Annotated in this window: 12 protein-coding genes; 3 read left to right on the top strand and 9 right to left on the bottom strand. The window is 31.1% G+C overall.

Annotation, left to right across the window (positions count from 1 at the left end; all coding sequences use genetic code 11):
* Nucleotides 1-38 precede the first annotated feature (38 nt).
* From flgG to AJN56_RS01800, 5 genes are all read right to left on the bottom strand, one after another.
* Nucleotides 39-830 carry a flagellar basal-body rod protein FlgG gene (flgG, locus tag AJN56_RS01780; RefSeq protein ID WP_002852142.1) on the bottom strand — a complete coding sequence of 264 codons (792 nt, stop codon included), beginning with the start codon at nucleotides 828-830 and terminating at the stop codon, nucleotides 39-41.
* A 28-nt stretch (nucleotides 831-858) separates the two neighbouring features.
* Entirely contained in the window at nucleotides 859-1,671 is an 813-nt protein-coding gene (locus tag AJN56_RS01785) for a flagellar hook-basal body protein (protein ID WP_002868838.1), read from the bottom strand.
* 155 nt (nucleotides 1,672-1,826) lie between these two features.
* Nucleotides 1,827-2,939, bottom strand: coding sequence for a cell division protein FtsZ (gene ftsZ, locus AJN56_RS01790; RefSeq protein WP_002852071.1), 1,113 nt, complete (start codon nucleotides 2,937-2,939; stop codon nucleotides 1,827-1,829).
* Between the two features lie 15 nt (nucleotides 2,940-2,954).
* Nucleotides 2,955-4,343 (bottom strand): cell division protein FtsA, encoded by a 1,389-nt coding sequence (gene ftsA / locus AJN56_RS01795; protein WP_010790823.1) that lies wholly within the window; start codon nucleotides 4,341-4,343, stop codon nucleotides 2,955-2,957.
* On the bottom strand, nucleotides 4,340-5,830 hold the full coding sequence (locus AJN56_RS01800) for a peptidylprolyl isomerase (RefSeq protein WP_009882372.1): 1,491 nt from the start codon (nucleotides 5,828-5,830) through the stop codon (nucleotides 4,340-4,342). Before AJN56_RS01800 ends, ftsA begins: the two co-directional genes overlap by 4 nt.
* Before the next feature lie 158 nt (nucleotides 5,831-5,988).
* Here AJN56_RS01800 and rsmH point away from each other — a divergent pair, with 158 nt between their 5' ends.
* Entirely contained in the window at nucleotides 5,989-6,927 is a 939-nt protein-coding gene (gene rsmH, locus AJN56_RS01805) for a 16S rRNA (cytosine(1402)-N(4))-methyltransferase RsmH (protein WP_079263990.1), read from the top strand.
* Complete coding sequence (locus AJN56_RS01810; protein WP_002854858.1) at nucleotides 6,927-7,865, top strand: hypothetical protein; 939 nt, start codon at nucleotides 6,927-6,929, stop codon at nucleotides 7,863-7,865. Before rsmH ends, AJN56_RS01810 begins: the two co-directional genes overlap by 1 nt.
* Here the strand turns inward: AJN56_RS01810 and AJN56_RS01815 are convergent.
* From AJN56_RS01815 to pta, 3 genes are all read right to left on the bottom strand, one after another.
* On the bottom strand, nucleotides 7,853-8,344 hold the full coding sequence (locus AJN56_RS01815; protein ID WP_002857178.1) for a hypothetical protein: 492 nt from the start codon (nucleotides 8,342-8,344) through the stop codon (nucleotides 7,853-7,855). The two genes, AJN56_RS01810 and AJN56_RS01815, sit on opposite strands and share 13 nt — an antisense overlap.
* Nucleotides 8,345-8,414: 70 nt before the next feature.
* On the bottom strand, nucleotides 8,415-9,602 hold the full coding sequence (locus AJN56_RS01820; protein WP_002868841.1) for an acetate kinase: 1,188 nt from the start codon (nucleotides 9,600-9,602) through the stop codon (nucleotides 8,415-8,417).
* A gap of 13 nt (nucleotides 9,603-9,615) precedes the next feature.
* Entirely contained in the window at nucleotides 9,616-11,121 is a 1,506-nt protein-coding gene (gene pta / locus AJN56_RS01825; RefSeq protein ID WP_079263991.1) for a phosphate acetyltransferase, read from the bottom strand.
* A gap of 89 nt (nucleotides 11,122-11,210) precedes the next feature.
* Between pta and flgH the strand changes: the two genes are divergently transcribed.
* The gene (flgH, locus tag AJN56_RS01830; protein WP_002864738.1) at nucleotides 11,211-11,909 is read left to right on the top strand and encodes a flagellar basal body L-ring protein FlgH; all 699 of its coding nucleotides are present in this window, start codon (nucleotides 11,211-11,213) and stop codon (nucleotides 11,907-11,909) included.
* Between the two features lie 29 nt (nucleotides 11,910-11,938).
* Here flgH and ispG read toward each other — a convergent pair whose 3' ends face one another.
* On the bottom strand, nucleotides 11,939-13,012 hold the full coding sequence (gene ispG, locus AJN56_RS01835) for a flavodoxin-dependent (E)-4-hydroxy-3-methylbut-2-enyl-diphosphate synthase (protein ID WP_002854766.1): 1,074 nt from the start codon (nucleotides 13,010-13,012) through the stop codon (nucleotides 11,939-11,941).
* Nucleotides 13,013-13,116 lie beyond the last annotated feature (104 nt).

Here is a 13,116-nt window from a genome sequence, read left to right on the forward strand (position 1 = left end):
AACTAAAAAAGAATTAAAAATTATTTATTTTATATCAACTATCGCTTAAGCTGATTTACAATTCCTAGCATATCATCACTTGTTGTAATTGCCTTAGAACCCGCTTCATAAGCCCTTTGTCCTGTGATAAGATCTGTCATTTCTTCAACAAGCTGAACATTACTAAGTTCTATAAATCCATGTCTTATTGTTCCAAGTCCATCTTGTCCTGCTATACCCGCAACAGGTGCACCACTTGCTCCTGTTTCAAGATAAAGATTATCACCCATAGAATGAAGACCCGCTGGATTTATAAACTGAACTAGCTCCACTTGGCCAATTTGAGTTTCTTGTTGCTCCCCTGGTAGCATTACAGAAACGGTTCCATCTGTAGCAACATTAATTGCTGTTGCGCCTTCAGGTATTGTCATTTCAGGTAAAAGTCTATAACCATCTGAATTTACAATATTGCCTTCATTATCTTTTGTAAATTGCCCATTTCTAGTATATCCTATAGTGCCATCAGGAAGTTGTATTTGAAAAAACCCATTACCTGCAATAGCCATATCAAGACCATCAGTACTTGTTGATTTTAAATTTCCTTCAGTAAAAACTTTAGTTACCGCTGTTGGACGCACACCCACACCCACTTCTATACCCGAAGGAGAAAGAGTAGTAGCTGAAGTTGAAGTTCCTGCATACTTCATAACTTGATACATAAGATCAGCAAATTCTGCGCGACTTTTCTTAAAACCTGCTGTATTAACATTGGCGATATTATTTGAAGTAACATCAATTTGTGTTTGCTGCGCTACCATTCCCGTAGCAGCAGTATGAAGTGATCTCATCATTTTCAATCCTTTTTTATTTTATTTTAAATTATTTAACAGTTGCAAGCTTATTGATAGCTTCTTGATTTAAGTCATCCATATGAGCTGTCATAACTTTTTGATACATTTCTACCATTCTGTTTGCTTCAATCAGTCCTACCATTTCAGTAACTGGATTAACATTTGATCCCTGAGAAAAACCTTGGCGAATAGCATTGGAGTTTTCCAAATCTCTAATGCGGGTTAGATCATCTATTTTATAGACATTATCCCCATCTTTTTGCAAAGCTCTTATATCATCTACTTGTGCTACAAATAATCTTGCATTTTGAGCTCCATCAACCTCAATGCTTCCGTTTTTATCAACGCTAATTTGAACAGCACCATTAGGAATGCGTATGCCAGCATTCTGAGGATTATTAAAATAATCACTACTTAATACCTTGTATCCTTGCTTATTTACCAAATAACCCTCATCATCAAGTTGAAAATTTCCATCTTTAGTTAATCTTACTTCTCCATCTTTGGTTTGAACCAAATAAAAAGCATCTTCTCTAGTCATTGCCAAATCCAAAGGATTGTTTGTGGCCTTTAAAAAACCTAGGCTAAAATCCGTATATTCTTGAGAAACTTGTGGGATTCCATCTATTGTAGTATTTACAAAACGAGATGCATCTCTTGTGTGATTTTCTATAGGCAACTCATCCTGAGTTTCTTTAAAAATCCTTTTAAAACCTGCAATAACCACATCATCTCTTTTGTATCCGCTTGTATTAATATTGGCAAGATTATTAGTAATCACATCAAGTTTATTAAACTGAGTTACCATTCCGCCAGTTGCTTGATAATATCCATTTTGCATATTTTCACCTATAAAATTAAGATTTTATAGCTATAAAAGCAAAGAGTGTTCCAACTTTTAAAAACAAAGAAAAATAAATATTTGAAAGATTATTAGGAGAGAATTTTAAACTATAAAAAGCAAGATTTGACTCAATCTTGCTTTAAAAATCAATTTTAATCCATTTGACGACGCAAGAAAGTTGGTGTTTCAATTTGCGCCATTATCTCTTCATCGTAACCACCGCTTACCTTTTTAAGACTTAAATAAGGATTTTTCTTAGAAGCTTGAGCTTCTTCGGTAGATTTTTTAGCTACTGTATCTTTATCTTCAAACCCTGTCGCAATAATAGTCACTTCAACTCTATCTTCCATGCTATCATCTGTGGTAGAACCAAAAATAATCTTAGCATTTTCATCAACAATTTCTTGTATACTATTTGCTGCTGCTGAAATTTCAAACAAAGAGCAATTAGAACTTGTTTTAAAATGTAAAATAACTCCCTTGGCACCTTTAATATCCATTCCATCAAGCAAAGGAGATTCTATAGCGTTTGAAAGAGCCTCTTCTATAGCATTTTCACCACTAGCACTACCAACACCCATAAGTGCGAGTCCGCGATGACTCATGATGGTTCTTACATCCGCAAAGTCAACATTAATATCTCCATTATCAAGCAAGATAGACACCATACCTTTTACAGCACGAGCTAAAATATCATCAACCAATCTAAAAGCATCTTTAATGCCTGCTTTTTTATCAATAATGCTCAATAATTTTTCATTTTGAATTACAAGAATAGAATCACTTTCTTTTTTAAGCTCAAGGAGACCGCTTTCAGCAAGTTTTTTTCTTTGTTTTCCTTCGAATGCAAAAGGCATAGTTACAACAGAAACAGTTAAAGCTCCAATCTCTTTAGCTGCTTGTGCAATAACTGGAGTTGCACCCGTTCCAGTACCTCCACCAAAACCTGAAGCAATAAATACAATATCACTTTGACTAAGACTTGCTTTTATTTCTTCAAAACTTTCTCTAGCACTTTCTGCACCTACTTCAGGAAGCATACCAGCACCTAAACCTTTAGTTTTTTTCTCGCCAAGTTGAATTTTAGTTTTTGCTAATGAAATTGAAATAGCTTGTGCATCAGTATTTGCTGCAATTAAATCAAGATCATTTAATCCCATTTTAACCATATGGTTGATCATATTACCGCCACCGCCACCGCAGCCTATAACCTTAATTTTTGCACCTTTATTATGTTGCATTTCTTCTACTAAAAATTCACTCATAAAAATTTCTCCTTGTTAAAATTGATTCATAATTTTATGCCAGATATTTGAAAAAACGCTAGGTTTTTTTTCTTTTGGCTCTTTAAAATCTAATTGTTCTTGTATTGCAATTGTATCATTTTCTTGCAAATTTTCATCAAAAAAATCAGATTTTATTTCACTTTCTGCATCTTTTTGCAAAACAATATCTTGTTTAATTTGACGATTAAAATTTTCAATTTCCCCTTTATATCTTAATTTTTCATTAGAATCAAGTTCATAAGGCGTAAAATACCCCGCTCCATATAAACAAAGTCCTATAGCACAAGTATTTTCAGGATCATTAAAAATTTCACTAAAACCAGTAATCAAATCTTTTCTTGCAGTAGCTAGTCTAACTGAGCGATTATCAAATGTTGCAGGAGCTAGCTCATCAATACCTGCTAACTTAGTCATTCCACCTGTTAAAACAACTCCACCGCCTATAGCATTGGCATAACGATTATCACTTAAGATTTTTGCCAAAATCATCAAAGTTTCTTCCGCTCTTGCATAAATTACGTTTGAAATAATATCCAAAGAAACTTCATTAACCTTTCTTTCATCACCCATTGAAGGAATTTGTATAAGGGTATTAGGCTGTTGTGAAAGAGCTGCATAACTAAGCTTGATTTTTTCTGCTTCTTTTAAAGGTGTATGCAATGCCATTGATAAATCTTGGGTGATATTAATCGAGCCAATTTGCAAACAATCATTATATCTAATTGAATTTCCAGTATGAACAACCATATCACAAATCGCTCCACCCATATCAATCAAAACAGCACCTAATTCCTTTTCGCTATCATCTAAACAAGCTATAGCTGAAGCATATCCTGAAAGAACTATATTATCCACTCTTAAATCAGCTAATTCAACTGCTTTCTTAAGATTTTTAATATGAGATTCTTGTGAAATCACTATATGGGTTGAAACTTCTAAACGATTGCCACTCATTCCCAAAGGATCATCAACATGTTCAAGATCATTAACCTTAAAATTATAAGGCAAAACATGGATAATTTCATAACCACTTGGTAGATTGGCAGTATGCTTAGCTGTACTTACAGCACGATGAATTTCTTTAATGCCTATTTCATGATTTGGAATATTAACAACACCTATGCTATCAACGCTTTTAGTATAAGCACCTGATATAGACACCACAACCTTATCATAATGAACTCCGCTCATCATCTCAGCACTTCTAACAGCTTCTTCAATAGATTTAGAAGCAAGCTCTATATTGGTAATGGCACCTTTTTTAACCCCGTTGGTTTTCGACTTGGAAAAACCAATAATTTTTAATCCATCTTCATCTTTTTGAGCAATAATGGCACAAGTCTGGGTTGAGCCTAAGTCAATTCCTAATATATTCAAAATCAATTCCCTTTATAATAAATTTTTATCGGATATATCTTTTTAAGTTCATCAACAAGTTCTTGCTTAAGCTCATTTGCTTTTAAATTTCGCAAATTTTGTTCAAGCATAGTTTTGTATTGTTCAAATTTATCGGAGTTCATATCTAATTTTTGTTTATTTATTTTATATAATATTGCTTTATTGTCATTAATGATCACATAAGAACTATTTTGATCGGTATTAAATACATTCATCAAAAAATAAGCAAATTCAGAATCATTTAATATCTTATCACTAAGCTTTACACTCTCGCGAGAACTATCTCGACTTACAAAGCCTATATCATCGCCTTTAAAATTTACTAAACTATTTTTAGCTTTTTCTTCTAAATTTTTTCTAGCTTGTTCGCTTAAATACATAGGTAAAACTTCTTCTCTAGCTTCTTCAAAAGTTTTATTTCTTATAGGATCTACTTTATTTAGTTTAACTATGATATATCCGTTATTATAAGGTGCTGGTCGTAAAACATCTCCATTTTTAGCTTTATTCAAAAGATCAATTGGATAATAAACATCAGATTCACTAATATTTTGATCTTTTTGAAAATTATCTTTCCCGTTTTTTAAATCTAAAAATTTAGCATTAGCCACATTCTTTAGTTGCATTAAGGCGTAATCTTTAGCAACTTCATTTTTAGCAGACTGAAAATCCATCACTTTACCTGCAAAATCTTTATATTTTAGTTTATTTTCATCTTGATTATAAAATTTTTCTAATTCTTTGTCGTCAATTTTCTCATTGCTAACTGACAAAAAATAAGTTGAAATTTCATATATTTTTTTAGTTTTATAATCTTCTTTATGTTCATCCCAAAGCTTTTTTAAATCCTCTTCATTAATCTTAATATTTTTTTTGTCATAATCAATTTTTGCAATACTTAAAGCATCTTGCATGAAATAACTAGAAGCTAACATTTTTAATTCTTCATCTTTGCTAGGAATATTAAAAATTTGATTAAGTTTATCGGTAATTACTTCATTTGCAAGTTGTGTTTCATAATCTTTTGGAGTTAAATTATTGGCATTTAAAAGTTCATAATAAATTGTTTTGTTAAAATCCCCTGTAGGATCTTGAAATTCTCTAGTATTTGCAAGTTTTTGTAAAATTTCATTCTCGTTTACGCCAATACCCAAATCTTTGGCAAAATTTAACAAAAGCTTATCTTCAACAAGGGAGCTTAAAGCTATATTTTTAATGCCTAGTTGCTCAGCATTTTCTGGAGTTAAAGCACCGTTGCTAATTTGATTATAATAACTTAAAATTTGTCTATATCTAGTATCAAATTCGCTAAAACCTATCTTTTCATTTCCTACGGTTGCAACACTCGAACTTCTATTGAGATTAAAATCATAAGCACCCCAACCTAAAAAGCCGGCGCCAACAAAAGCTATAGTACTAACCCATATAGTAACAACAAGATATTTTTTGTGATGTTGCATCCAAGTAAGCATATCATTCCTTGATTAAATTTAGACTAGATATTGTATCGTAGAAGTGTTTAAGTGGAGTTTAATTATAAAATTTTTACCAAAAAATATTTGTTCTTTAAATTTTATGATTTTTACAATGAAATTTAGTTATAATTATAGTTTATAAAAATTTATTAGGATTGATTTTGGAAATTCCTCATATCCCAGTTTTGCTTAATGAAGTTCAAGAGATTTTTAAAAATCTTAAAACAGGTTATTTTTTAGACTGCACTTTAGGATTTGGCGGACATAGTGAAGCTTTGCTTAAAAATCATCCTGATCTTAAATTCATTGCTTGTGATCAAGATCAACAAGCTTTAGAATTTTCTAAAAAACGTCTTAAAGATTTTCACAATAGGATAACTTTTGTACAAAGTAATTTTAGTGAAGTTTTAGAAAAAATTTCACATAAAGAAGAATTAAGAGGTATTTTAGCAGACATTGGAGTTTCTTCATTTCAACTCGATAATAACGAAAGAGGTTTTAGTGTAAATTCTGACTTTTTGGATATGAGAATGAATCAAAACTCCAAAATATCGGCTTATGAGATTATTAATACTTATACAAAAGAGCAATTAACTTCCATTTTTAAAGATTATGGAGAATTGCACGATGCACATTTTATTGCTGAAAAAATTTGCCTAGAAAGAAGTAAAAATCCAATCAAAAGCGCCAAGGAACTTTATCAAATCATAGGAAAAGGCAAACAAAATCATAGAAAAATTTCCAAAGCCACTTTAGCATTTCAAGCCATTAGAATAGAAGTAAATCAAGAACTTAAAGTGCTTAAAGATTTTCTTGGGCGTTTAGAAAATTTAAAACCAAAAAATTGCATTTTAGCAATCATTAGTTTTCATTCTTTGGAAGATAGAATAGTAAAAAATTTTTTCAAAAAATGGTCAAAAAACTGCATTTGTGATGAAAAAATAATGCGTTGCGAATGTGGAAATAACCATAGCCTAGGGCAAATAATAACCAAAAAAGCTATAAGTGCAAGCAAGGAAGAACTTTTAAAAAATTCTCGCTCTAGTTGTGCTAAAATGCGGGCTTTTTATTTTAATAATTTGGACAATAAATAATGCTAGAAGATGATTTTATAAAAGAACGCCAAAACATACGCCAAAAAATGCTGAAATTTTCTCGCGCCATAAATCAAGGCAAACCGCTTGATGATGATTTAAGAGATGAAATTTCTAGCGATGATATTTTAAGACGTCGTTTTAAAAAAAAGACTCCTAATAAATTCTTAGAAGAACTCGATGAAGAGTATGAGTCAAAACATACTAAAAAATCAAATATATATTTAAAAGAAGATCTGATCAATGTTAAATTAGAAGAAAAGCAATCTCTTGCTAAAAAATTTTTTTCCAAAATGAAAGAAAGGAAAAAAGAAGAAAATAAAAAAACTAAAAAGATTTTTTCGTTTGGAAGAAAAAAAATAAACGAGATAAAAAATATTCAAACCAAACCAAAAATTCAAACAAAAAATGATCAAAACCCTATCCAAGATAAAAAAGAAAAAAAAGAATCTATAAAATCTATAGAAAAAATTCAAAAAACTGAACCTAAGATACAAAATTCTCAAACTATAGAAAAACGATCTGATATTAAAAAACAACCCGATATTAAACAAAGTTTGGAAAATTTACAAAAAAAAATAACACCACAAGAAAATAAACAAGAACTTCCAAAATCATCTAATCAAGCTCAAGAAAAACAACAAAATGATGAAGATGCTCAAAAGGCAAAAAATGTTTTACTAGAAGGCTTCTCTAATGCCACCAAAGAAGATAGAAACCTAAATTTCAATCATCTTCTTTTTGCGGCTTTACTTGTTAGTTTTGCGTTATTTTTATTTGCTCCACAAATTTATATCAGAAATCAAATTTATTATCTTAGTAGAGAAATTGCTACATTAAGAACAGAAGAAAGTGTTTTAAACGAAGAAAATAAAGACTTAAAAAGAAGACTTGAAAATATGCGATTTCAAAATCAAATTTTAGATTATCTAGAATGAATAATCTTATCTAAAACATACTGCTCTAAATTTGCTTTTGGAATTTCTTCTTTTAAGGCTTCCTTATAAATTTCACCTGCCATTATAGAGTATTTTTCATAAGCAAAATAAGGGAAATGCAAAGCCCAGGCTTTTTGTATTATTTTTTTTGAGATTATTTTACGAGTATAAACTTTAAAAATATCATATCCTATAAATACACAAGCAGTAACCATAACAGCACTCACTATGCTTATATGAAAGTCAAGTTTTGTTAAAAAATAATGAGTAATTAAAAGCAATGGCAACAAAACCACAGCACAAAAAACACCAAAATAAATATAAGAATTTAGAATTTTGAAATTAAAATTTAGCTTAGAAGGATCTACAAGCATACCGTCATTAAAAAGTGCATTTGCCTCTAATAAATCCTTCACTAAAACAGGTTGTTCTGATACTTTAAATAAAAAACGAAGGCTAAATTCTTTAAATTTTTTCATAATCCATGCTTTATTTTTTAATTAAAATTTTATCTAAACAAAATTAATTTTTACTAAATATAAACCTCTTTCAATTGCTTATTAATTCTTCTGTAATTCTAGCGATTTCTAATTCTTCATCTGTAGGAATAACAAGCACTTTAACTTTAGAATTTACATGATTTATCATTCTTTCGCCTGAAATCCTTTGTTTGTTAAGTTCAAAATCTAACTCGATACCAAGATGAGCTAATCTCTCGCATACTTTTTGTCGAACCAAACTATCATTTTCTCCTATACCACCAGTAAAAATAATAGCATCGGTTTTTGGTAATATAGCGAAATAAGCTCCTATGTATTTTACAAGACGATAACAAAACATATCAAGAGCCAAGCGTGCTTTATCATTACCTTGTTCTATCTCTCTTTCTATATCTCTAAAATCATTATAACCACAAATTCCATATACTCCGCTTTTTTTATTCATTAGAGTATCTATTTCTTCTATAGTTAAACCCTTAAGATGACTAATAAAAGGTAAAATAGCAGGATCTATATCTCCACAACGCGTTCCCATAATAAGTCCTTCAAGCGGAGTAAAGCCCATAGAAGTATCCATACTCTTACCTTTTTCTATAGCACATACACTTGCACCATTTCCAAGATGAGCAGAGATGACATTTAATTCATTTTGATCTTTTTGAAGAAATTTTGCCGCTCTAGAACTAACATAAGCATGAGAAGTCCCATGAAAACCATATCTTCTAATATTATGCTTATCATAAAAATCATAAGGCAAAGCATACATATAAGCAAAATCAGGTATAGTGCGATGAAAAGCTGTATCAAAAATAGCTGCATTAGCAACACTAGGTGCAGCTTTGATCATTGTTTTTATACCTGCTAAATGCGCAGGATTATGCAAAGGAGCAAAAATACTAACCCTATCTATCTCTTTAAGAACATAGTCATCTACTAAACAATGCTCGCTTAAATTTCTTCCCCCATGAACTATACGATGACCGCAGCCATCAAGCGCATTTAAATCTGCTAAAATTCCTGATTCTTTAAAAAGCTCATTAACTATACTAAGGCCTTCTTCGTGATTATTTATTGTTAATTCTCTTTCAAAACTTTCATTATTTAAAGTATTTTTTAATACAACCTTTGAATTTTGCTCTCCAATTTTCTCTACTAAGCCACTCGCTTTAACGACTTTATTATCAAAAAATTTAAATTTAATCGATGAAGAACCTGAATTTAAAACTAAAATTTTCATTTATCATTCCTTTCTATTGAGCTTGTATTGCACTTAAAATTACAGTATCTACAATATCATCTACCAAACATCCACGACTTAAATCATTAACAGGTTTTTTAAGACCTTGCAAAATAGGACCGATTGCTAAAGCATTAGCAGTTCTTTGAACTGCTTTGTAACAAATATTTGCTGCGTTAAGATCAGGAAAAATATACACATTTGCATGACCTGCTATCTTAGAATTTGGCATTTTCTTTGCTGCAGTTTTTGGATCATAAGCGCAGTCAAACTGCATAGGACCATCTATATTCAACTCAGGATATTTTTCTTTAGCAATCTTTAATGCTTCTTTTACAAGATCTACGCTTTCTCCTTTACCGCTATCACCACTAGAATAAGAAAGCAAAGCTATTCTTGGTTCAAGTCCAAAAGATTTAGCAGTCATAGCACTTACATAAGCACTAGTTGCAAGCTGTTCGGCAGTTGGACTTGGATTTACAGCACAATCAGCAAAAGCTAAAACTTGATCTTCAAGCCCCATAAAGAAAATTCCTGAAACGGAACTAATACCTTCTTTGGTTTTAATAAGCTGTAATGCTGGGCGAATCGTTTCAGCTGTAGTAGTTGATGCTCCACTAACCATAGCATCAGCTTTTCCAGTATGTATAAGCAAAGTTCCAAAATAAGTTTTATCCTGAACTAGCATCTTAGCCTCTTCTAAACTCATGCCTTTAGATTTTCTTGCTTCATAAAGAATAGAAGTAAATTCTTGATTATATTCTGAATTAAGTGGATTCATAATTTGCATAGCACTTAAATCAAGACTTAATCTAGTAGCATCTTGTTTGATTTTTTCTTCATCGCCCAATAAAATAAGATCAACAACTTTACTTTTTAATAAAATTTCAGCAGCTTTTAAAATTCTCTCATCATTACTTTCTGGTAAAACAACAGTTTTTTTATTTTTTACGCTTTGTTTAATCAATTCATATTTAAAACGATGCGGAGTTATAAAATCATACTCTTCAAGCTTTTGCACTTCTTCAAAATTAAAATTTTCATTAATCAAAACATAATTACGACCATCTAGGGCATGATCGAAATATTTTTGAGCTATAAGTTTATCTTCATCGTTAATAATAGCAGCGATAGGGGTATTAAGATTTTTAGCTAATTTTATACTAAGATCAAATCCATCAAGTATTCCAAATTCGCAAAAACTATTTACAAGCACAAAATCGTATTTGCGTTTTAACTCTTCGTATTCTTCTAAAATAACATTAAAAAAATTATGAGGATCTTTGCTAAATTCCTCCATTGCTTCTCTAAAGGTAAAACCATAGGCGCTTTTTACAGTTTGATTGATATTAAATTCTTCCAACCAACCTTGTAAAACAGGGACGCGATGTATGTATATTACAGGGCAATAAATTGCGATATTTTTGTAAATTTTGCTATAATTTTTAAGCAAATTTGTACTAATAATAGTATTTAACTCATCACTTCTAGATCTCATCAAATAAAGATTTGCCATCATTTTCTCCTTGAATTTATAAATGTGGAACACTCTTTGCTTTTTCTAATTTTAACAAAGAAAAATAAAAATTCATATTTTAAAGGACGAAAATGAAAAAAGTTTTATTTTATGTGTTACCGTTTGCATTTTTTGGTTGTTCTGCAACGGTTGATCCGCAAATTTCAATGAAACCACCTGCTTATGTAGAAGAACTTGCACCAAAACAAAGCAATAATGTAGAAAGTGCACCAGGATCGCTTTTTGGCAAAGGGGATAATCCTTTATTTTCAGATAAAAAAGCTATGAATGTAAATGATTTAGTTACAGTTGTTATACAAGAAAGTACCACTCAAAGCACACAAGCTAATAAAGCAACAAGTAGAACTAATACCTCAAATTTAGGCGGAGGTGCTTTAACAGGAAGTTCAGGAGTGGTAGCTAATGCTCTTAATAAAGTCAATGCTTATTCTAATATAGGCTTTCAAACCAATAGTTCAAACAATTACACAGGAACAGGCTCACAAAGTAGAAATGAAAGTTTCAATACTACAATTTCAACACGTGTAATTAAAATTTTATCAAATGGTAATTATTTTATCGAAGGTTCAAGAGAGCTTTTAATCAACGGAGAGAAGCAGATCATACAATTAAGCGGTGTTATTCGTCCTTATGACATCGGTCAAGACAATACTATAGATAGTAAATATATAGCAGATGCTAAAATTCTATATAAAACAGAAGGAGAAGTGGATAGAAGCACAAGAAAACCTTGGGGTAGTAAAGTTATAGAAGCGATATGGCCATTCTAAAAGCAAGGTTAAACCTTGCTTTTAGGCTTTTATTCTTTTACAGCCCTGCTTTTAACCTCATCTTCAACTTCAGCTAAAAATCTATCTACAAGTTCACTTTCTTTTAATTTAGCTACAACTTCACCATGTCTTATGACAAGTCCTTGATTTTTCCCAAAGGCTATAGCCACATCAGCGCCCTTAGCTTCGCCTAAAGCATTTACCACACAACCCATGACACTGATGTTTAAAGGTTCTTTTATATGCTTGGTTTTTTCCTCTACGATTTTAATCGCACTTAACAAATCACTTTGAATCCTACCGCAAGTTGGACATGAAATAATATTTACTCCGCTTTTTTGTACTCCGCTATCTTGCAAAATTGCTCTTGCTACACGAATTTCTTCTTCAAGCTCACCCGTCATAGAAACACGCATAGTATCGCCTATACCTTTAAGAAGTAAATTTCCTAAAGCTATAGAACTTTTTACAGTGCTATGAAATTTAGTTCCTGCTTCAGTTACCCCTAAGTGAAAAGGATAATCACAAAGCGGTCTTAATCTCTCATAAGCTTCTATAGTTTTTTGAGCATCTGAAGTCTTCATGGAAATTTTAATATCAAAAAAGTCTAAATCCTCTAAAAGCTTGATATTATACATCGCACTTTCTAGCATGGCATCGACACCATAACCAAATTTATCACTAAATTGTTTTTCTATGGAGCCGTGATTTACACCGATGCGTATAGGGATACCCCGTTCTTTACATGCTTTTACCACTTCTTTAATATTTTCTTTAGAGCCTATATTGCCAGGATTTATACGCACGCCATCGATAAATTCAGCACAATATACAGCCAAATTATGATTAAAATGAATATCTACGATTAAAGGTAGAGGACTTTTAGCTTTAATCTCTTTTAAAGCCCTTGCATCAGCCATATCCAAGCACGCCAAACGCACTATGTTTGCTCCTGCAAAATAAAGACGATTGATTTGTTCTAAAGAACCTTCTATATCTCTTGTTTTAGTAAAAAGCATAGATTGAACTGAAATGGGTGCATCACCGCCTATTAAAACATTTCCTACTTTGATTTGTCTGGTTTTAAATCTTTTATACTCCATAACTTCACTCTTTGAAAAATTTTAATATCAAATTTTAACTTTTTATTGCTTTAATTAAAGTTTATTTTTGATAATATATTTAAATTTCATGACATTTAAATATT

The sequence above is a fragment of the Campylobacter sp. BCW_4319 genome, assembly GCF_001764435.1.
In the GTDB taxonomy this organism is placed as follows: domain Bacteria; phylum Campylobacterota; class Campylobacteria; order Campylobacterales; family Campylobacteraceae; genus Campylobacter_D; species Campylobacter_D jejuni.